This is a genomic window from Streptomyces sp., assembly GCF_035563135.1.
In the GTDB taxonomy this organism is placed as follows: domain Bacteria; phylum Actinomycetota; class Actinomycetes; order Streptomycetales; family Streptomycetaceae; genus Streptomyces.
In genome coordinates this window covers 1-20,005 of sequence record NZ_DATMVN010000492.1, presented here as the reverse complement: position 1 = coordinate 20,005, position 20,005 = coordinate 1, and the positions used below count along the sequence as shown (strand labels likewise).

The following is a 20,005-nucleotide window of genomic DNA, read 5'->3' as shown; positions in this document are numbered from 1 at the left end:
TGTCGGTCAAGGTCACCTCGGTCGAAGGAGAGCAGATCAACTTCGACATCGAGGCCGACGAGACGGCTTCACCGGCTCCGAACTGACGCCCCCGGACCGCCCTCTCCCGCCTGCGGCTGCTGCCTCCGGGGGATGAGCGGCCAGGCCGGTTCGACGACCGCCGCCGGGTCCCCGGTACGCCGCAGATAGGCCTGCAGGGAGAGCGACTGCTCGGCTGCCGCATCCGTCTGCAGACTGTGCAGGTCCTCCAGCGGCATCACTGCGACCGGCTGGTGCTTCTCCCCCAGGCGCCGCACCACACGGGCAGCGGCGACGGCGTCGGCCCTGGCGTCGTGCGCGTCGTCGAGCGGCACCCCGTAGTGGGCACACAGCGCGTGCAGGGCCCGCTTCCCCTTCCGGTACTTGTCGACATGCTTGTCGATCACCAGGGGGTCGATGACGGGCGAAGGCGGGCCGCCCAGTCGCTCGCTGACCGACTCCACCGTGTACCGCAGGCACTCACGGTCGAGCAGGGACAGGTCGTAGCGCGCGTTCATCACCACCAGCGGCGTCCCCGAGCGCAGCCCGTCGGCGACGGCGCGGGCGATCTCCTCGACCGCGGCTGCGGCCGGCACCCCGTGCTCGCGGGCGCGTTCCGTCGAGATGCCGTGGATCGCCGACGCCTGCTCGGGTATGTCCACACCGGGATCCAGCAGCCAGGTCCGCTCCTGCGACACGGATCCGTCCGCCTCCAGCCGGACGACCGCCGCCGTCACGATCCGGTCGGTCTCGACATCCGTGCCCGTGGTCTCCAGGTCGAACGCCAGCAGCGGTCCGCTGATCCAGCTCATCCCGTACCTCCTTCTGTGGTGCTTCCCCCCAGGTGCTGACCACCTTCGCACGCACCACTGACAACGCCGGGAAGAGGCGTCAGGAGACCGGTCTGGAGTCCGTCCAGACCGACTCGAACTCCTCGCGGTACGTCTCGAAGAGGCCGTGCTCACTGTCCTGCCCCGCCCTGACGACCGCACGCCCCCCGCCGCGCAGCACCAGCACGGGAGCCTCCATACCGCGTGCGCGCCGCAGGTACGGCTGGACGACACCGACCGCGCCGGGCCCGTCGCCGTCCACCAGGTAGGCCGTGAAGCGCGGCGTCTCGTCGAAGACATGGATCTGGAAGGCGCCCGGATCACGGAGCTTGGAGCGGACCCGGCGCATGTGGAGGATGTTCATCTCCACGGAGCGGCTCAGTTCACCCTTCTTGAGGCCCAGCTCGCGCTCCCGGCGTTTCACCGCGCTGCTCGCCGGGTTGATGAACAGCAGCCGGACCCGGCATCCGGACTCGGCGAGGCGGACGAGCCGGCGCCCCGAGAAGTTCTGCGTGAGGAGATTGAGCCCGATACCGATCGCGTCCAGCCGGCGTGCCCCGCCGAACAGGTCCTCGGCGGGCAGCTGGCGCTGGAGCCGGACCCGGTCGGGGTGGACGGAGACCACATCGGCGTAGCGGTCGCCGACCAGTTCCTCCACCGCGTCCACGGGCAGCCGGTCGGCCGACGGGACCGCGGCCCCGCCGCCGAGGATCTCCAGGAGCCGCGCGGAGGCCCGCTCGGCCTGTGCCAGGACCGCCTCGTTCAGCGCACGGTTGCGGGAGACGACGTTGCGCGCCACCTCCAGCTCGTCCAGGGCGAGCTCCACCTCGCGGCGGTCGTCGAAGTACGGCTCGAAACACGGCCAGTGCTGGACCATCAGCTCACGCAGCTGCGGCAGCGTCAGGAAGCTCAGGACGTTGTCGTCCGCCGGGTCGAGCAGATAGCCCTTGCGGCGCGAGACCTCCCGGACCGCGACGGCGCGCTGCACCCACTCCTGCCCCGCGGGGCCGGCGGCGGCCACCACCCAGTCCTCGCCGTGCACCGGCTCGTAGATCGGCCGGATCACGGCGGAGACCACGGCGCGCAGCCTCTGTTCCACCAGATTCAGCCAGATGTACGCACGCCCCGCCCGCTGGGCCCGTGTGCGCACCTCGTTCCAGGAGTCCGCTCCCCAGTCCAGCGCAGCACCGATCTCCACGGGCTGTGCGAGGGAGACAGCCCCTGGCGGGGCATCGGTCGATTCCCCCTCGTGACCTGCGTCACCTGGGGGCAGCTCGAACCCTCCCGAGCTCACCCGCGCACCGCCTTCCAGTCCCCCACCAACGATCAAGGAAGGGTACTCCGGCAGCGGGAGCCGGTGCAGCCGGATGCACAGGCTCCTTACTCAACTCCCCGATGGAGCGGGCCCGTTCCTTGCGATGAGATCAGGTGGAGTGAGATGGTTCATAGCGATTGCGCACCCCCTCGCAAACGGCATACCGGACGGAGGAGCCGCCCGGCGGTCCGGGCCCCCTGTCCGGGCGACACCGGGGCGTCCCAGGTTGACCGGTCCGGCGGGACCGTACGACAGGACCCGGCCGCACCGCTCGACGTACTAGGTACAGGACCGTCTTTCGGGGAGTATCGGGTCGAAAACCCCCGACACCCGGATCAGAAGTGGAAGAGTCCTATCTATGCAGGTCTGGCCGGGACACGCGTATCCCCTCGGCGCCACGTACGACGGCGCCGGAACCAACTTCGCGGTCTTCTCGGAGGCCGCCGACCGGATCGAGTTGTGCCTGCTGCACGACGACGGTTCAGAAACGGCGGTGGAGCTCCGCGAGACCGACGCCTTCGTCCGTCACGCCTATCTGCCCGGCGTGATGCCGGGGCAGCGTTACGGCTTCCGGGTGCACGGGCCCTACGAGCCGCAGCGCGGGCAGCGCTGCAATTCGGCGAAGCTGCTCCTCGATCCGTACGCACGTGCGATCTCGGGACAGATCCAGTGGGGCGAGGCGGTGTACGGCTATCCCTTCGGGAAGCCGGACGAGCGCAACGACCTCGACTCGGCGCCGCACACCATGAGCGCGGTCGTGGTCAACCCGTACTTCGACTGGGGAGACGACCGCCGTCCGCGTACGGACTACCACCGCACAGTGATCTACGAGGCCCACGTGAAGGGCCTGACGATGCTTCACCCGGGCCTGCCCGAGGAACTGCGCGGCACCTACGCGGGTCTCGCGCACCCCGAGATCATCGCCCATCTCACGGAACTGGGGGTCACCGCGATCGAGCTGATGCCGGTGCACCAGTTCGTCCAGGACCACCGTCTCGCCGACGCCGGCCTGGCCAACTACTGGGGCTACAACACCATCGGATTCTTCGCCCCGCACAACGCGTACGCCTCCTGGGGTGACCGCGGCGAGCAGGTGCTGGAGTTCAAGCAGGCGGTGAGGGCGCTGCACCAGGCCGGCATCGAGGTGATCCTCGACGTCGTCTACAACCACACCGCCGAGGGCAACCACCTCGGTCCGACCCTCTCGTTCCGGGGCCTCGACAACGCCTCGTACTACCGCCTGGCCGACGACCAGAAGTACTACATGGACACCACCGGCACCGGGAACTCCCTGCTGATGCGGTCGCCGCACGTCCTGCAACTGATCATGGACTCGCTCCGGTACTGGGTGACCGAGATGCACGTGGACGGCTTCCGCTTCGACCTGGCGGCGACGCTCGCGCGCCAGTTCCACGAGGTCGACCGGCTGTCCTCCTTCTTCGACCTCGTGCAGCAGGACCCGGTGGTCAGCCAGGTCAAGCTGATCGCCGAGCCCTGGGACGTGGGCGAGGGCGGATACCAGGTGGGCAATTTCCCGCCGCTGTGGACCGAGTGGAACGGCAAGTACCGGGACACGGTGCGGGATCTGTGGCGGGGCGAGCCCAGGACCCTCGCGGAGTTCGCCGGCCGCCTCACAGGCTCCTCGGACCTCTACCAGGACGACGGCAGACGCCCGCTGGCCTCGATCAACTTCACCACCTGCCACGACGGTTTCACCCTGCACGACCTGGTCTCGTACAACGAGAAGCGCAACGACGCCAACGGTGAGGGCAACCGGGACGGCGAGAGCCACAACCGTTCGTGGAACTGCGGGGTGGAAGGAGAGACCGAGGACAAGGAGGTGCTGGAGCTGCGCGGCCGGCAGATGCGCAACTTCATCGCCACGTTGATGCTCTCCCAGGGCGTCCCCATGCTGAGCCACGGCGACGAGTTCGCACGGACCCAGCGGGGCAACAACAACGGTTACTGCCAGGACAACGAGCTCTCCTGGGTCCATTGGCCCGATCCGGCCGCCGCGTCGCGCGCCGGGGACGGCGAGGAGGAGGCGAGCGGCACCGACACGAGCCTGCTGGAGTTCACCCGGGCGATGGTCTGGCTGCGCCGCGACCACCCGGTCTTCCGGCGCAGGCGCTTCTTCCACGGCCGCCCGGTGGAGGGCACGCACGACGAGCTGTCCGACATCGCGTGGTTCACTCCCCGGGGCGAGGAGATGACCCAGCGGGACTGGCAGGCCGCTCACGCCAAGGCCATGACGGTCTTCCTGAACGGTCATGCGATCTCCGAGCCGGGCCCGCGCGGCGAGCGGATCGCCGACGACTCGTTCCTGCTCATGTTCAACGCGGCCGCGGAGAGCCTGGAATTCACCGTCCCGGTGAACCACGGCAAGCAGTGGCAGGTCGTCGTGGACACCGCGATTCCGGACGGGGTGCCGCCCGGTGCGGGGCCCAGGGTGTCCGCGGGCGAACGGGTGACGCTGGTCGGGCGCAGTCTGACCGTGCTCAAGCGTCCGGCGTAGGCCGATGGGGTGACGGGCACCGGCCGGGCCGCCGCCGGGCCGGTGCCGGCCGGCCGGGAAGGTGGGAGAGAGGCCCCCGGCTGGGTACGTACGATTCCATGACGCCCACTGCCACGTACCGGCTGCAGCTCCAACCGGATTTCCCGTTCGCCGCCGCCGCGGACGCCGTGCCGTACCTCGCCGAGCTCGGCGTCTCCCACCTGCACCTGTCCCCCGTCCTGGAGGCCGTGCCCGGTTCCGGACACGGTTACGACGTCGTCGACCACACCAGGGTGCGGGCCGAGCTCGGGGGTGAGGAGGGCCTGCGGGAGCTGGCCGCCACGGCACGCGCCCACGGCCTCGGACTGATCCTGGACATCGTGCCGAACCACATGGCCGCCGCGCCCCGGCACAACGTGCCGCTGTGGGAGGTCCTGCGGGAGGGCCCCGGGTCCCCGTACGCCCGCTGGTTCGACATCGACTGGGCGGCCGGGGGCGGGAAGGTGCTGCTGCCGGTGCTGGCGGGACGTGTCGGCGAGGAGAGCGGCAGCCTGGAGCCGGGCACCAGGGACGACGGCACGCCCGTGCTGCGCTACGGCGATCTGGAGTTCCCCCTGCGCGCGGGCACGGAGGGCCTCGCGCTGCCCGAGCTGCTGGCCGCCCAGCACTACCGGCTCGCCTGGTGGCGGTTGGCCAGGACCGAGCTGAACTACCGGCGGTTCTTCACCGTCTCCGATCTGATCGGTGTCCGGGTGGAGCACCCCGAGGTCTTCGACGCCACCCACGGCAAGATCCTCGAACTGGTCCGCGACGGGGTCGTCGACGGACTGCGCGTCGACCACCCGGACGGGCTGGCCGATCCCGCCGCGTATCTCGGACGGCTCGGTGACGCCACGGACGGGCGGTGGACGGTGGTGGAGAAGATCCTGACCGGTTCCGAGGCGCTGCCGGCCGGCTGGGCGGTCGCGGGGACGACCGGATACGACGCGCTGCACCGGATCGACGGCGTGTTCACCGACCCGATGGGCGCGGCGGATCTGCTCGGCCGCTACCGGGACTTCGCGGGCCCTCCCGGGGACCGCGGCGGCTGCTGGACAGCGACCGTACGCCGGGCGGCGTACCGCGTGGTCACCCATGAGCTGGCCGCCGAGACCCAGTGGCTGACCCGCCTGGTCGTCGAGGCGTGCGCCGGGGACCCCGCGCTGCACGACCACGCGCCGTGGGCCCTGCACACGGCGGTGCGCGAGCTGCTGGTGCGGGTGCCCGTGTACCGGCCGTACGTGACGGCGGGCGGCCCGCTCACCGAGATCGCCGAGGCGACGCTCCCGGCCGAGGCGGTGCGGGACGCCAAGGCGGTCTTCCCGGTCCCGCAGGAGGCGGAGGCCGTCGATGTGGTGCGCGACCTCGCGCTGGGCCGGCTCGGGGACGGGCCGGAGCACGCGGCGTTCTGTGCCCGGTTCGCGCAGACCGCGTCCGCGCTGCACGCCAAGTCGGTGGAGGACACGGCGTTCTACCGCTACGTCCCGCTGATCTCGGCGGCCGAGGTGGGCGGCGATCCGGGGCAGCCGGCGGTGAGCCCGGAGGAGTTCCACGCCTTCTGCACCCGCCTCGCGAGGGACTGGCCGGCGACCGGCACGGTGCTGACCACGCATGACACCAAGCGCAGCGGGGACGTGCGGGCCCGGATCGCGGTCCTGTCCCAGTGCCCCGAGCGGTGGTCCTCACTGGTGGCGCAGCTGTCCCGGGCGGCGTCCGTGCCGGCCCCGGACCCGCAGCTGGCCTGGCAGGCCTGGCAGTCGGCGTACGGCTGCGCGGGGCTGCCCGCCGGTGAGACCGCGGGCAGGCTGGAGCCCGCGCTGCTGAAGTCCGTGCGCGAGGCGGGCCTGTTCACCAGCTGGACCGAGCCCGACCCGGCGTACGAGCGGGCCGTGGCCGACTTCGTGGCGGCCGGTCCGGGCAGCGACGCGGGCGAGGCGCGGTCGATGATGACCACGTTCGCGAAGGCTCTCGCCCCCTTCGTGCGGGCCAACGTGCTGGGTGCCGCGCTGGTGCACCTGACGATGCCCGGAGTCCCCGACCTGTACCAGGGCACGGAGCGGGAGTACATCGCGCTGGTCGACCCGGACAACCGGCGGCCGTTCACCCGGCCTGCCGGGGACGGCGGCGAGAAGGCCGCGCTGACCAGGGCCGCGCTGCGCCTGCGCCGGGAGCGCCCGGAGCTCTTCGGCGAGTCGGGCACCTATGCCCCGCTGGCCGCGCGGGGGCCTGCGGCAGCCCACTGTCTGGCGTTCTGCCGGTCCGGCGAGGTGGTCACGGCGGTGACCCGGCTGTCGCTGCGGCTCGACGAGGAGGGCGGCTGGCGCGATACGGAACTGACGCTGCCCGACGAGGGCCCGTGGGCCGACCTCCTGTCGCCCGGGCGGGAGTTCACGGGCTCCGCGGTCGGTGTGGCGCGGCTCTTCGCCGAGCGGCCGGTGGCGCTTCTCACGAGGGTGAGGCGCTGAGCGGTCCGTTCGCTCAGACCGGGGGTACGGGCAGCGACGCGGTCAGCCGGAAGGCCATCCGGCCGAAGCTCACCTGGTCGCCGTCGCGCACCGCGACCGAGCCGACGACCCGCTGGCCGTTGACGCACGTGCCGTTCGTCGAGCCCAGGTCGCGCAGGATCCACCGGCTTCCGTGCGCGGTCAGTTCGGCGTGCAGCCGCGACACCGTCTCGTGGTTGAGCCGGAGTCCGTTGCCCGGGTCGCGGCCTATGCGCAACGGGTGGGGCCCGGGCACCGGCAGCAGGAGTTCAGGCAGCCGCCCGGCCTGCCACGCCCTGCGCACCCGGGCCGGGAAGGCGGAGACCTCGCCCACCGCGCGGAACAGGCCGCGGGACCAGCGCCCGCCTGGCTCCAGGTCCGAGGTGAGCGCCTTCAGCTCCTCGGAGCGCCGGGCGGTCAGGGCGAGTTCCATGCGCCGCAGAAAGGTGTCGTGGGAGAGCTTCCCCTGTGCGGCGCCGTCTCTGAGCACACCGAGAACACGGTCGCGCTCGGCGTCCGAGAGCCGCGCGGGATACGTGTGGGACTCGAAGGAGGACGTCACAGAACCGATTCTCGGCCCGCGACGCCCGAGGTGTCCAGACGAGGCCCGGTCCCGGCCACCCTGACCTGCGCCGCAGTGGATGAATGCGGCCCGCCGGGGCCCGCGAGTTGTTATCCTCACGCGCTGCCGCCTTCGGAGGCGGCACCCACATCGAGGAGACCGTGTACCCCCTGCACCACCGGAACTGACCATCCGTCCGCTCGCCGGAGCGGACGAACTCGGTCTCTTCCTCCGGCTGTCCTACGTGCTCGACCACGAACTCGCCGACGACCTCGCCACGGGCCGCCGCCGCCCCGAATGGATGTGGGTGGCGCTGCGCGGCGACCGTGTCGTGGGGCGGATCGCCTGGTGGACGGGCCAGGACGGCGGCGGTCCTCAGCTCCTGGACTTCTTCGACCTGGACGACACCCTGCCGGAGCCGGAACGCGGCACGAGGGACCAGCCGTGAAACCGGTGGACGCGGGACGCCGGAGGCCGTAACGTCGGCGCCCGGCACCTACCCGGGCGCCCGCCCCGGACGGTTCCGGACGAGGAAGGAGGCGAGACACGTGCGTGACCTCGGCACCACCCGTAGCACCACGTTCACGCGCTCCCGTCCCGTCCGCAGGACGGTGTCGGACTCGGTCTGACCGGGGGCGCCGAGTACCGGAGGACACCACCATGACCGTTACGGTCATCCGCTCGCTCACCCCGGGCGACGCGCATCTCTTCGATTCCCTGCAAGGCCCCTCTCTCGTCGGCCGTGCCGCGTTCGGCCACCGCTACGCCGTCGTGCACGAAGGCGGTGAGTACCGGCCCGAGTGGACCTGGGTGGCCCTGCGCGACGGCGTCGTCGTCGCCAGGGCGGCCTGGTGGGGCGGGCCCGAGGACACCGAGCCCGTGCTGCTCAACTACTTCGACTTCGCCGAGGGCGAGGCGGCGGCGGGCACCGAGCTGCTGCGCCGCGCCCCGTGGTCCGTCGAGTACGAGCTGATCGTGCCGCCCGGCTGGCGGGAGGTGCCCGCGGTCCGGGCGGCTGCCTCGGCGCGGATCGCGGCGGCCGGGGCGGCGGGGATGAAGCCGCTGGTCGAGCGCTACCACTACGAGTGGACTCCCTCGGACGGCCTGCCCGAGCGGCCCGGCCGGCTGATCTTCCGCGAGGCACCCGACGACGCGGTGGTCCTGGACGTCCTGCGCCGGGTCCACTCCGTGACCCTGGACGCCCACGCCAGGCGTGTCATCGAGGGCCCGGGCGGTCTGGAACAGGCCGCCCGGGAGGAACTGGACTTCTTCAACTGGTGCCCCTCGCCCCGTTCCTGGTGGCAGCTCGCCCACACCCCGGACGGCGCACTCGCGGGCATCCATGTGCCCGCCCGCAATCCGGGCGGCCCGTGCATCGGCTTCATCGGGGTCGTGCCCGAGGCGCGGGGGCACGGCTACGGCTACGACCTGCTCGTGGAGAGCACCCACTTCCTCGCCGGTGAGGGTGCCACCTCCATCGCGGGCGCGACGGACCGGGGCAACGCGCCGATGGCCGCCGCGTTCGCCCGCGCCGGCCACCGCGTCACGCAGGAGCGTGTCCACCTGGTGTGAGCGGCGTCCCGGGCGTGCCTCCGGCGCGCTGCGCGCGGATCACGTCGCGGTACCAGGCGTAGGACTCCTTGGGGGTACGCCGCAGGGTCTCGTAGTCGATGTGGACCAGGCCGAACCGCTTGCTGGCCCCCTCGGTCCATTCGACGTTGTCGGTCAGTGACCAGGTGAAGTAGCCGCGCACGTCGACGCCCGCGTCGATGGCCGTGCGCAGCGCCTCCAGGTGCCCCTCCAGGAAGGCGATGCGGCGGCCGTCGGCGACCGGCTCGTCGACCGCGCAGCCGTTCTCCGTGATGTAGACGGGCGGCAGCCGGCCGCCGAAGCGGTCCCGCAGCCGGCCGAGCGTCTCGGCGAGCCCCTGGGGAACGACGGGCCAGCCGAAGTCGGTGGTGTCGTACCCCTCGATCTCCCTGATGCCGAAGGGGAGTCCGGCCGGTATCGGGTGGCCGGAGAAGGAGTCGAGCGCTCCGGGTCCGGGGGCGCCGACGAGGGTCGGGTTGTAGTAGTTGACGCCGTACCAGTCGAGGGGTGTGGAGATGACCCTGAGATCGTCCTCGACCGGGCCCGGCATCAGCGCGGCGAAGCCTTCACCGGGGTAGCGGCCGGTGAGGACCGGGTCGGCGAACAGCCAGTTGGCCAGGGTGTCGTAGATCTCCGCTCCCGCCCGGTCCTCGTCGGAGTCCCCCGCCGTCCAGACGGGGGTGTGCGACTGCGCGATGCCGATGTTGCCCGCGCCGGCGGCGCGCAGCGCCCGTACGGCCAGTCCGTGGGCGAGCAGCTGGTGGTGGGCGGCCGGCAGCGCGTCGAGGAGGAGCGTGCGGCCGGGGGCGTGCTCGCCCAGGGCGTAGCCGAGCATCGTCACCTCGGCCGGTTCGTTGATGGTGATCCACATGGGGACCCGGTCGGCGAGGCGCTCGGCGACGATGCCCGCGTACTCGGCGAAGCGGTAGGCGGTGTCCCGGTTGAGCCAGCCGCCCGCCTCGTCCAGCGGGAGCGGGGTGTCCCAGTGGTAGAGGGTGGGGGCCGGGGTGATGCCGTGGGCGCAGAGTTCGTCGACGAGCCGGTCGTAGAAGTCCAGTCCGGCGGGGTTGAGCGAGCCGCTGCCGCCGGGCACGACCCGGGGCCAGCTGATGGAGAAGCGGAAGGCGTCCGCGCCCAGACCGGCGAGGAGGGCGACGTCCTCACGGTAGTGCTCGTGGAAGCCGGTGCCCCGGGTGGTGTCCGTACCGTCCTTGATCCGGCCGGGCCGGGCGGCGAAGGCGTCCCAGCCGGAGGGCCCCTTGCCGTCGGCGTCGAAGGCCCCTTCCGTCTGGAAGGCGGAGGCGGAGGCGCCCCACAGGAAACCGGGTGGGAAGGTCGGCACGGGCATCTCGGCCTCCAGCAGCCGTAGGAGGGACCTCGTCCTACTCGCCGGGCCCACCGCGAATGAGCGTGAGCCCGGTAGGGCAATGATCAGGACCAGACCCTAGTCGCCAGGTACGGGCTCGCTCCAGTGTCCCGGGGCCGTGCGTGCGAATTCCGCCGATCATGGGGCCTCCGGCGAGGCATCCGGTTCATGGACGAGGAGTGATGGATGCAGTTCGAGGTGTGGGCCCCTGAGACCGGGTCGGCCGCGCTGTGCACGGCGCACGGCCGGCGGCCGATGGAACGCGACCCGTCGCGTGCGGGCTGGTGGACGGCTGAGGCCGAGGCGGCGGACGGTGACCGTTACGGCTTCGCGCTCGGCGACGGGCCCGTGCTGCCCGATCCGCGCTCCCGCCGCCAGCCGGACGGGCCGGACGGCGAGAGCGCCGTCGTCGACCACGCCGCGTACGCCTGGCGCACCGAGTGGGCCGGGCGCGGGCTGCCGGGCGCCGTCCTGTACGAGCTGCACGTCGGCACGTTCACGGAGGCGGGCACCTTCGACGCCGCGGCCGAGCGGCTCGGCCACCTCGTGGACCTCGGCATCACCCATGTGGAACTGATGCCCGTCTGCCCCTTCCCGGGCACGCACGGGTGGGGGTACGAAGGGGTGTCGCTGTGGGCGGTCCACGAGCCCTACGGCGGCCCGGAAGGGCTGAAGCGTTTCGTCGACACGGCGCACGGTCTGGGTCTCGCGGTCGTCCTGGACGTGGTCCACAACCACCTGGGTCCCTCGGGCAACCATCTCCCGGCCTTCGGCCCGTACTTCACGGACACGCACCACACCCCCTGGGGCTCGGCGGTCAACCTCGATGCCCCCGGATCGGACGAGGTGCGCGCCTATCTGCTGGGCAGCGCTCTCGCCTGGCTGCGGGACTACCGCCTCGACGGGCTGCGCCTGGACGCCGTCCACGCGCTGGCCGACGGTCGCGCGCTCACCTTCCTGGAGGAACTGTCCACCGCCGTCGACACCCTCGCCGCTGAGCTCGGCCGGCCGCTCGGCCTGATCGCGGAGTCCGACCTCTGCGACCCGCGTACGACCTCTCCGCGCGCGGACGGCGGCATCGGACTGCACGCCCAGTGGAACGACGACTTCCACCACGCCCTGCACACCGCGCTCACCGGCGAGTCCCAGGGGTACTACGCCGACTTCGCGGCATCCCCGCTGGCCGCCCTCACCAAGACCGTGACCGGCGCGTTCTTCCACGACGGTACGTACTCCAGCTTCCGGGGCCGGACGCACGGCCGTCCTGTCGACGTCACCCGGACTCCGGCCCACCGCTTCGTCGGGTACGCGCAGACCCATGACCAGATCGGCAACCGCGCCCTCGGTGACCGGCTCGCCGCCGGGCTCTCCCCCGGGCTCCAGGCGTGCGCGGCGGCGCTCGTGCTCACCGGGCCCTTCACCCCGATGCTCTTCATGGGCGAGGAGTGGGGCGCCCGCACCCCGTGGCAGTTCTTCACCGACCACACCGACCCCGAGCTCGCCCGTGCCGTGCGTGAGGGCAGGCGGAGGGAGTTCGCGGCGCACGGCTGGGCCGAGGAGGACATCCCCGATCCGCAGGATCCGGCCACCCGGGCCCGCTCCTGCCTCGACTGGAGTGAGCCGGCGCGCGAGCCGCACGGCCGGCTGTACGCCTGGCACCGCGAGCTGATCGCCCTGCGCCGCACCCTGCCGGACCTCTCCGATCCGGATCTGGCCTCGGTGCGGACGGCGTACGACGAGGAGGCCCGCTGGATCGCGTACCGCAGGGGCGATCTGCGGATCGCGGTCAACCTCTCGGGGAAGCCCGCCGCCGTCCCGCTGGGTGCCGGCCGTCACCGGGCGGGCGGGGGGAGGGTGCTGGCCGCGTGGGAGCCCACCGCGGCGCCGGACGCCGACGGGGTGCTGCACCTGCCGCCGGAGTCGTGCGCCGTGCTCGCCGACGACTGAGAAGGGTGGTGCGCCGCAGCACGGCCGGGAGGCCCCTCACGACGTGCTGAACGGGTCGTGCGGCCGCGCGCCGCAGGACCTGGGGGCGCTACTCGACGATCGCCAGTTCACGAGCGGTGGTGTTCAGCCGCCTGCCCCCGCTCTCCGTGACGGTGACGATGTCCTCGATGCGGACACCGAAGCGGCCGGGCAGATAGATGCCCGGCTCCACGGAGAAGCACATTCCGGGGACGAGCGGCTGTTCCTCGCCCTCGATCATGTAGGGCGGCTCATGGGTGGTGACACCGATGCCGTGACCCGTGCGGTGGATGAAGCGTTCGCCGTAGCCGAACTCGGTGATGACGGCGCGGGCCGCCCGGTCGACGTCCTGGCACGCCACGCCGGGCCGCACGGCGTTGCAGCCGGCCTCCTGCGCCTCCCGTACGACGTCGTGGACCCGCTGTTCCTCGGCGGTGGGTTCGCCGACGTGGACCGTGCGGGAGGTGTCGGAGCCGTAGCCGTGCATCAGCCCGCCGAAGTCCAGGACCACCATGTCGCCCTGCTCGATGGTGCGGCCGCCCGCCTCGTGGTGCGGGTTCGCGCCGTTCGGACCGGAGCCGACCACGGTGAAGTCGACCTGGGAGTGCCCGTGTTCGGTGAGGAGCGCGGCCAGGTCGGCGGCCACGTCGCTCTCCCGGCGGCCGGAGAACCGGACCTTCAGGATCTGCTCGTACGTCGCGTCGGCGGCGGCCCCCGCGGCGGCGAGCCGCTCCAGCTCGGCCGCGTCCTTGACGGCGCGCAGCATCGGCAGGGCCTCGGTGAGGGAGGCGTAGGAGGTGCCGGGGAGGAGCTTGTGCAGGGCCAGCAGGTGCAGCGCCCAGGCGTTGTCGCTGATCCCGAACCTGCCCTCGGCGTCGAGGAGTCCGGCGGTCAGGGTGTAGGGGTTCGCGGCGTCGGTCCAGTCCCGCAGGGTGAGGGCGGGGGCGCCCGCCGCACGCTCGGCGTCCGCCGCCTCCAGGGCGGGGACGACGAGGACGGGGTCGTGGCCGGCTCTGAGGATGAGCAGGGTGAGGCGCTCGGTGTCCGCCGTCGGCCGGTAACCGGTGAGGTGGACCATGTCGGGCCCGGGTGCCACGAGGACGCCGGCCAGGCCCGCGGCTTCGGCGGACTCGGCCGCGCGGGTCATCCTGGCCCGGTAGTCCTCGGCGGTGAAGGGCAGGGGCTGGTCGTCACTGGGCATGGGGAACCTCCTGGCGGGGCGCGGCACGGCACTCAGCATCCTGCCCGCCGGCGGGGGCGGACGCGAGCGGAATCCGGGAACGCCCCGGGTGTGCTCAGCTGAGCCGTACGACGAGGTCGGCGCGGTCGCGGTGCCGCTCGGCCAGCCGGGCGTTGTGCTCGTCGGATCCGGCGACCCAGCGCTCGGCGTACGGGCGGGGCTTGCCGAAGCGCACATGCCGGTCCACGAGTCTGCGCACCCGCAGCCCCGGATCGGCGTCCAGGAACCACGCCTCGTCCAGCAGGCCGCGCACCGGCGCCCAGGGCCCCTCGTCCAGAAGCAGGTAGTTGCCCTCGGTCACGACGAGCGGGATGTCCGCGGGGACGCACATGGACCCGGCGACCGGTTCCTCCAGCGCCCGGTCGAAGGCGGGCGCGTACACCGGGTCCGGGCCTCCGGGGTGGCGCAGCCGGCGGAGCAGGGCCGTGTAACCGGCCGCGTCGAAGGTGTCGGGGGCGCCCTTGCGGTCCGCCCGCCCGAGGCGTTCCAGCTCCGCCCCCGCCAGGTGGAAGCCGTCCATCGGGACGAGGACCGCGCGCTCCTGGAGCTCCTCGACGATCCGGGCGGCCAGTGTGGACTTCCCGGCGCCGGGCGCTCCCGCGATGCCCAGGATGCGGCGGCCGCCGCCGGCGGCGAGGCGGCGGGCGCGGTCGGTCAGTGCGGCGCGGTCGGTCAGTGCGGCGCGGTCACTCAGCGCGGCACAGTCGGCCGGGGCGGCGCGGTCACTCGTGTCCATGAGGGGCATTGTCCCCGGCCCGGCCCCGGCCCCGTTAGTGTTACGTATAACCACCTACCCGTACCCCGAGGACGAGGATCGGTCCCATGTCCCACATCGCCCTGGTCACGCTGGTCGTCCGCGACTACGACGAGGCCCTCTCCTTCTACACCGGCGCCCTCGGCTTCCAGCTGGAGCAGGACACGGACCGGGGTGACGGCTCCCGCTGGGTCGTCGTGCGGCCGCCGGGCACCACGGGCACCGGACTGCTGCTGGCGCGCGCCGAGGACGCGGCCCAGGAGGCGAGCGTCGGGGCACAGACCGGCGGCCGGGTCGGCTTCTTCCTGTACACGGAGGACTTCGCGGGTGACCACGAGCGGATGCGGGCCGCCGGGGTCCGCTTCCTGGAGGAACCGAGGCACGAGCCGTACGGCTCCGTCGCGGTGTTCGAGGACCTCTACGGCAACCGGTGGGACCTGCTGCAGCCCGCGTGACCGGCCGCCCGGGAGGTCACCCGGGCCCTGCCGCCGCACGCAGCGCTTCGAGGACCGGCTTGATCAGCGGGTGCCCTTCGGCTCCCTGCCGTACCGCGGCGAAGACCCGCCGCGTCGGGGCGGCGCCCTCCACCGGCCGTACGACGACCCCGCCGGGCTCCGTGCCGCGCAGCGCCGAGCGGGGCACCAGCGCCACCCCCGCGCCTGCTCCGGCCAGGGCGACCACGGCGTGGAAGTCGTCCGACGAGTGCTCCAGCAGGGGTTCGAAGCCGGCGTACTCGCAGGCCAGGACCACCACGTCGTGACAGGGATTGCCCGGGTAGGGGCCGATCCACGTGTCCTTGGCGAGATCGGCGACGGCGACGTGGGCCTGGTCCGCGAGGCGGTGGCCGACCGGCAGCACCGCGTCGAAGGGTTCGGAGTACAGCGGCACCCGGGTCAGCCGCCGGTCGTCGTCACCGGGCGCGCCCCGGTATTCGACGGCGACCGCCACATCGACCTGGCGGTCCAGCACCATCGGCACGCTCGCGTCGCCCTCGGCGTCCTGCACCCGGACCCGGATCCCCGGCGCGGTGCGGGTGAGCTCGGTGATCGCGGGGGCGAGGACGAGCCCGATGCCCGTGGCGAACGCGGCGACGGTGACCGTCCCCGCGACGCCCGCGCCGTAGTCGGCGAGCTCCGCCTCCGCCCGCTCCAGCTGGGCGAGGACGGCGTTGGCGTGGGTCAGCAGGATCTCCCCGGCGGCGGTCAGCCGGGTACCCCGGGCCCCGCGCTCGACCAGCCGGTGACCGGTCTCCTGCTCCAGGGCGGCGAGCTGCTGGGAGACCGCGGAGGGGGTCAGATACAGCGCGGCGGCTGCGGCGGTCACCGTGCGGTGGTCGGCCACCGCACGGAGGATACGCAGCCGGCGTGCATCGATCATGCGCTCATTGTCCCAGCCCGGAGGGCGCCCCTACGCCTCCAGTGCGGTCCGTGCGCCGACGAACGCGTCCACGGCGCGGTTGACGTCCTCGGTGGAGTGCGCGGCGGAGAGCTGGACGCGGATGCGTGCGGCCCCCTGCGGGACGACGGGGTAGGAGAACCCGATCACATAGACACCGCGCTCCAGGAGCAGCTCCGCCATCCGGCCCGCCTTCGCCGCGTCCCCCACCATCACGGGGGCGATGGCGTGGTCGCCGGGCAGGATGTCGAACCCCTCCTCGGTCATCCGGGAACGGAAGAGCGCGGTGTTGGCGCGGAGCTGCTCCCGCAGGTCGCCGGCGGACTCCAGCAGGTCGATGACCTTGAGGGAGGCCGCGGCGATGACCGGGGCGAGCGAGTTGGAGAAGAGGTACGGGCGTGAGCGCTGGCGCAGCAGCGCGACGATCTCGGCGCGCGCGGCGACGTAACCGCCGGACGCGCCGCCCAGCGCCTTGCCGAGGGTGCCGGTGATGATGTCGACGCGGTCCATGACACCGTGCAGCTCGGGGGTGCCCCGGCCGCCGGGGCCGACGAAACCGACCGCGTGGGAGTCGTCGACCATGACCATGGCGTCGTAGCGGTCGGCGAGGTCGCAGATCTCCGCGAGCGGGGCGACGTAGCCGTCCATGGAGAAGACCCCGTCGGTGACGACGAGCCGGCGCCGGGCCCCGGATGCCTCCTTGAGCTGCTGCTCCAGGTCGGCCATGTCGCGGTTGGCGTAGCGGTGGCGCTTCGCCTTGGAGAGGCGGATGCCGTCGATGATGGAGGCGTGGTTGAGGGCGTCGGAGATCACCGCGTCCTCGGGGCCGAGAAGGGTCTCGAAGACTCCGCCGTTGGCGTCGAAGCAGGAGGAGTAGAGGATCGTGTCCTCCTGCCCGAGGAAGGACGACAGGCGCCGTTCCAGCTCCTTGTGGACCTCCTGGGTGCCGCAGATGAAGCGGACGGACGCCAGCCCGTAGCCCCAGCGGTCCAGCGCCCCGTGGGCCGCGGCGACGACCTCGGGGTGGTCGGCGAGGCCCAGGTAGTTGTTGGCGCAGAAGTTGAGCACCTCGCCCGCGCGGCCTCCGGAGGTGACGGCCACGGTGGCGGACTGCGGGGTGCCGATGACCCGCTCGGGCTTCTGGAGTCCGGCGTCGCGGATCTCGTCGAGGGTGGTGCGCAGGTCGTCGCGTACGGAATCGAACATGAAAGATGTCTCCCAGGTGGATACGGGTGCGTACGAGGAGCTTCAGGCAGCCCAATCGAGCAGGACCTTGCCACCGAGACCACTCGCGGCGTCGTCGAACGCGGCCTCGAAGTCGCGGTAACCGTACCGGCCGGTGATCACCGGGGCGAGGTCGAGCCCGCCCTCCAGGAGTACGGACATGGCGTACCAGGTCTCGTACATCTCGCGGCCGTAGATGCCCTTGATCGTGAGCATCGAGGTGACGATCCGGGACCAGTCGACGGGGAACTCGGCGGACGGCAGGCCGAGCATCGCGATCCGGCCGCCGTGCGTCATGTTGGCGATCATGTCCTGCATGGCCTCGGGGCGTCCGGACATCTCCAGGCCGATGTCGAAGCCTTCGCGCAGTCCGAGCCGGCGCTGGCCGTCGGCGACGGTCTCGCCCCTGACGTTCAGGGCGAGATCCACCCCGACCTTCCTCGCCAGTTCGAGCCGGGCCTCACTCACATCGGTGATGACGACGTTGCGGGCTCCCGCGTGACGGGCGACTGCCGCGGCCATGATGCCGATCGGGCCCGCGCCGGTGATCAGGACGTCCTCGCCGACCAGCGGGAAGGACAGCGCGGTGTGCACGGCGTTGCCGAACGGGTCGAAGATCGCGGCGACGTCGAGGTCGACCTCGCCCCGGTGGACCCAGACGTTCGACGCGGGCAGCGCCAGGTACTCGGCGAACGCCCCGTCACGGCCCACGCCGAGCCCGAGGGTGGAGCGGCACAGGTGCCGGCGCCCGGCGAGGCAGTTGCGGCACTTACCGCAGACCAGGTGGCCTTCGCCGCTGACCAGGTCGCCCACCTCGATGTCGACGACGTCCGCGCCGATCGCGGCGACCTCCCCGACGAACTCGTGGCCCAGGACGAGCGGCGTACGCACCGCCTGCTGCGCCCAGCCGTCGTAGTCACGGATGTGCAGGTCGGTGCCGCAGATCCCGGTGCGCAGGACCTTGATCAGCACGTCCCCGGGGCCGGTCTCCGGCTCCGGCACGTCCATCAGCCACAGTCCCGGCTCGGCCTTGTGCTTCACGAGTGCCTTCACGGCTGCGGCTCCCTGTACCCGATACCTGGTGGATGCCCCCCTCCCGGGCATGCCGAGGACGGCCTGCGGCGGGGCGGCGGGGGATACGGCGGACGGGACAGGGCGGAACGCCTGTCCACGCACTCTTCGCCGTCACCGAGAAATGTGCCGCACCCGGGCCCGCAGGTCCATCGAGGATTTCTTAAGCACGGCCGTAGATCCGCTTCAGGCCCTCCCCCTCCGGCCCCGCTCCGGGGCGCCGCCCGGACCCCTCCCCCGCCGGGGCCGGTATCCGCACCCTGCCGCTCGGCCTGGCCACCGTCGTCGCGCCGCCGCCCGGCGCCGCCCTGACCCGGCGCTTCGGGCCGAGGCTGCCCCTGCCCGTGGGCACGGTGCTCCGGGCGGCGGTCTCCCTCTGGATGCTGACCTGGGACGCCGGTTCGCACTCCGCCGTGATCGTCACCGCGGTCCTGTGCGCCGCCGGAGCGCAGCCGGCCGGGTTCCGTCATGGCAGGGGCACGAACCTCCTGACAGCCTCGCCCGCCCTCTGCGGCCGGTCCCCGAAGGACCCGTCGCCGCCGGTGTGCCCGTACCCCACCGCCCCGGCAAAGAGCGTCACTTCGGTCGTACGGCCGGGCCGGGACGTCCTCGTGCCGCGTGCGGCCCAACGGGCCGTCAGGGCTTGATAACGTCGCCCGCACGACTGCGGAAAGCTCCCCGCCGGGGTCGTCGCTCCGCCGGGCCGGGCCGCACCGACAGGGCGGCGAGCGGCGGCCGGTGCGTGTGACGGGGACGCACGTGGCAGGGACGATGAGGGCCTACGCATGAGCCTCCCGCAGTTGCACTACACCTCCGCCGCAGCCGGGGACGGGAGGGCCGGCGGCCGGTTCACCGCCGCCGACCCCGCGATACCCGGGCCGGTGCGCGCCGAGGCCGCCCCGCTGCTGGCGTACGAGGCTCCGGCCGGGACCCCCGAGCGGCTCACCGGAGATCGACTGCACGCGCTGCCCGTGGCGTTCGGCCATGCCAGGCTCTCCGACGGCAGTCATCTGCTCAGCCGTGCGGTGGCCACGGGCGCGGGGGGGTTCCACGCCCACGCCGTACATCTTCCGCCCGGCACACCGATGCCCGGCCGGGTGCTCCCGGTCGCCGCGTGGGGGGCCGCGGGGTGGCTCTCCGCAGCACCGGACCGCCTGCCGCCCGATCCCCTGACCTCGATGTCCACCGTGCGGGGACCGTCGCGAGGGCTCACCCGGGAGGGCCTCGGCGACTTCGCGGTGTCGCGCGGTCCGTGGCTCGCCGCCGTACTCGGCGACCTGCGCCGCGTGAGCGAGGACCCGTCCGCGCCCCCGGTCGTGCTCGTCGAGCGGCAGAGCGCGGACGTGGCCCGCTGGATCGCACTGGCCTGCGCCGTGCTCCCCCCGGAGCACGCCGAGCGGCTGACCTTCACCACATACACCCGGCATCCCGGACGCACCGCGTACCAGGTCATCGGTGTCCTGCCCGAGGACGCACCCGACATCAGCGATCCCCGTTTCCGCGTCCACGCCGCGGCGGGTCCGCGCCCGTCCGGGGCGGTGGACGACGCCTGGGCGGGGACCGCCGCCCGCATCTGGCGCAGCCGGTCCCCCGAGCTCTTCCGGGAGGCGGCCGAACTGCCGGGCGAGCCCTTCGCCGCCGGGCCCCTGGCCGTCACGG

Annotated in this window: 15 protein-coding genes and 2 pseudogenes; 8 read left to right on the top strand and 9 right to left on the bottom strand. The window is 72.6% G+C overall.

All coding sequences use genetic code 11. The features are described from left to right. Positions 1-68: 68 nt before the first annotated feature. Together VN520_RS21695 and VN520_RS21690 are read right to left on the bottom strand one after the other, a co-directional pair. Positions 69-830: a 3'-5' exonuclease gene (locus VN520_RS21695; RefSeq protein ID WP_325748601.1), complete on the bottom strand. Its 762-nt coding sequence runs from the start codon at positions 828-830 to the stop codon at positions 69-71. 79 nt (positions 831-909) lie between these two features. After that, positions 910-2,142, bottom strand: coding sequence for an SAV2148 family HEPN domain-containing protein (locus tag VN520_RS21690; protein ID WP_325748600.1), 1,233 nt, complete (start codon positions 2,140-2,142; stop codon positions 910-912). A 379-nt stretch (positions 2,143-2,521) separates the two neighbouring features. Here VN520_RS21690 and glgX point away from each other — a divergent pair, with 379 nt between their 5' ends. Both glgX and treY read left to right on the top strand, forming a co-directional pair. After that, positions 2,522-4,678, top strand: a complete 2,157-nt coding sequence (gene glgX / locus VN520_RS21685) for a glycogen debranching protein GlgX (protein WP_325748599.1) — start codon at positions 2,522-2,524, stop codon at positions 4,676-4,678. Positions 4,679-4,776: 98 nt separating this feature from the next. Further along, positions 4,777-7,161: a malto-oligosyltrehalose synthase gene (treY, locus tag VN520_RS21680; RefSeq protein ID WP_325748598.1), complete on the top strand. Its 2,385-nt coding sequence runs from the start codon at positions 4,777-4,779 to the stop codon at positions 7,159-7,161. A gap of 13 nt (positions 7,162-7,174) precedes the next feature. Here treY and VN520_RS21675 read toward each other — a convergent pair whose 3' ends face one another. Further along, the gene (locus VN520_RS21675; RefSeq protein ID WP_325748597.1) at positions 7,175-7,741 is read right to left on the bottom strand and encodes a DUF1707 and FHA domain-containing protein; all 567 of its coding nucleotides are present in this window, start codon (positions 7,739-7,741) and stop codon (positions 7,175-7,177) included. 184 nt (positions 7,742-7,925) lie between these two features. On the opposite strand from VN520_RS21675, the pseudogene VN520_RS21670 reads away from it, so the two are divergent. Continuing rightward, positions 7,926-8,168 (top strand): annotated as a pseudogene (locus tag VN520_RS21670) (GNAT family N-acetyltransferase); the annotation flags it as partial. A gap of 233 nt (positions 8,169-8,401) precedes the next feature. Next, positions 8,402-9,313: a GNAT family N-acetyltransferase gene (locus tag VN520_RS21665; RefSeq protein ID WP_325748596.1), complete on the top strand. Its 912-nt coding sequence runs from the start codon at positions 8,402-8,404 to the stop codon at positions 9,311-9,313. Here VN520_RS21665 and VN520_RS21660 read toward each other — a convergent pair. Continuing rightward, complete coding sequence (locus VN520_RS21660; RefSeq protein ID WP_325748595.1) at positions 9,285-10,679, bottom strand: GH1 family beta-glucosidase; 1,395 nt, start codon at positions 10,677-10,679, stop codon at positions 9,285-9,287. The two genes, VN520_RS21665 and VN520_RS21660, sit on opposite strands and share 29 nt — an antisense overlap. A 204-nt stretch (positions 10,680-10,883) precedes the next feature. Between VN520_RS21660 and treZ the strand changes: the two genes are divergently transcribed. Next, complete coding sequence (treZ, locus tag VN520_RS21655) at positions 10,884-12,644, top strand: malto-oligosyltrehalose trehalohydrolase (protein WP_325748594.1); 1,761 nt, start codon at positions 10,884-10,886, stop codon at positions 12,642-12,644. Between the two features lie 88 nt (positions 12,645-12,732). On the opposite strand, the gene VN520_RS21650 is transcribed toward treZ, so the two are convergent. Beyond that, a complete protein-coding gene (locus VN520_RS21650) occupies positions 12,733-13,863 on the bottom strand; it encodes an aminopeptidase P family protein (protein ID WP_325748593.1) in 1,131 nt (376 codons plus the stop codon). Between the two features lie 94 nt (positions 13,864-13,957). After that, the gene (locus VN520_RS21645) at positions 13,958-14,638 is read right to left on the bottom strand and encodes a nucleoside/nucleotide kinase family protein (protein WP_325748592.1); all 681 of its coding nucleotides are present in this window, start codon (positions 14,636-14,638) and stop codon (positions 13,958-13,960) included. A gap of 86 nt (positions 14,639-14,724) precedes the next feature. Between VN520_RS21645 and VN520_RS21640 the strand changes: the two genes are divergently transcribed. Continuing rightward, positions 14,725-15,111: a VOC family protein gene (locus VN520_RS21640; protein ID WP_325748591.1), complete on the top strand. Its 387-nt coding sequence runs from the start codon at positions 14,725-14,727 to the stop codon at positions 15,109-15,111. A 16-nt stretch (positions 15,112-15,127) separates the two neighbouring features. Here VN520_RS21640 and VN520_RS21635 read toward each other — a convergent pair whose 3' ends face one another. Genes VN520_RS21635 through tdh form a run of 3 tightly spaced genes read right to left on the bottom strand, consistent with a single transcriptional unit; the run spans position 15,128 to position 18,328 of the window. Continuing rightward, positions 15,128-16,033: a LysR family transcriptional regulator gene (locus VN520_RS21635; protein ID WP_325748590.1), complete on the bottom strand. Its 906-nt coding sequence runs from the start codon at positions 16,031-16,033 to the stop codon at positions 15,128-15,130. A gap of 30 nt (positions 16,034-16,063) precedes the next feature. Next, a complete protein-coding gene (locus tag VN520_RS21630; RefSeq protein ID WP_325748589.1) occupies positions 16,064-17,257 on the bottom strand; it encodes a glycine C-acetyltransferase in 1,194 nt (397 codons plus the stop codon). A 42-nt stretch (positions 17,258-17,299) separates the two neighbouring features. Next, positions 17,300-18,328 (bottom strand): L-threonine 3-dehydrogenase, encoded by a 1,029-nt coding sequence (gene tdh, locus VN520_RS21625; protein ID WP_325748588.1) that lies wholly within the window; start codon positions 18,326-18,328, stop codon positions 17,300-17,302. A 362-nt stretch (positions 18,329-18,690) separates the two neighbouring features. On the opposite strand from tdh, the gene VN520_RS21620 reads away from it, so the two are divergent. Continuing rightward, positions 18,691-18,993: a hypothetical protein gene (locus tag VN520_RS21620; protein WP_325748587.1), complete on the top strand. Its 303-nt coding sequence runs from the start codon at positions 18,691-18,693 to the stop codon at positions 18,991-18,993. Positions 18,994-19,131: 138 nt separating this feature from the next. Further along, positions 19,132-20,005: pseudogene (locus tag VN520_RS21615) on the top strand (hypothetical protein); the annotation flags it as partial.

Coding starts and splice junctions, on each gene's coding strand:
- VN520_RS21660 (WP_325748595.1), bottom strand. CDS start 10,679: ATGCCCGTGCCGACCTTCCCACCCGGTTTCCTGTGGGGCGCCTCCGCC.
- VN520_RS21640 (WP_325748591.1), top strand. CDS start 14,725: ATGTCCCACATCGCCCTGGTCACGCTGGTCGTCCGCGACTACGACGAG.
- VN520_RS21665 (WP_325748596.1), top strand. CDS start 8,402: ATGACCGTTACGGTCATCCGCTCGCTCACCCCGGGCGACGCGCATCTC.
- treY (WP_325748598.1), top strand. CDS start 4,777: ATGACGCCCACTGCCACGTACCGGCTGCAGCTCCAACCGGATTTCCCG.
- VN520_RS21650 (WP_325748593.1), bottom strand. CDS start 13,863: ATGCCCAGTGACGACCAGCCCCTGCCCTTCACCGCCGAGGACTACCGG.
- VN520_RS21645 (WP_325748592.1), bottom strand. CDS start 14,638: ATGGACACGAGTGACCGCGCCGCCCCGGCCGACTGTGCCGCGCTGAGT.
- VN520_RS21630 (WP_325748589.1), bottom strand. CDS start 17,257: ATGTTCGATTCCGTACGCGACGACCTGCGCACCACCCTCGACGAGATC.
- VN520_RS21695 (WP_325748601.1), bottom strand. CDS start 830: ATGAGCTGGATCAGCGGACCGCTGCTGGCGTTCGACCTGGAGACCACG.
- treZ (WP_325748594.1), top strand. CDS start 10,884: ATGCAGTTCGAGGTGTGGGCCCCTGAGACCGGGTCGGCCGCGCTGTGC.
- glgX (WP_325748599.1), top strand. CDS start 2,522: ATGCAGGTCTGGCCGGGACACGCGTATCCCCTCGGCGCCACGTACGAC.
- VN520_RS21635 (WP_325748590.1), bottom strand. CDS start 16,033: ATGATCGATGCACGCCGGCTGCGTATCCTCCGTGCGGTGGCCGACCAC.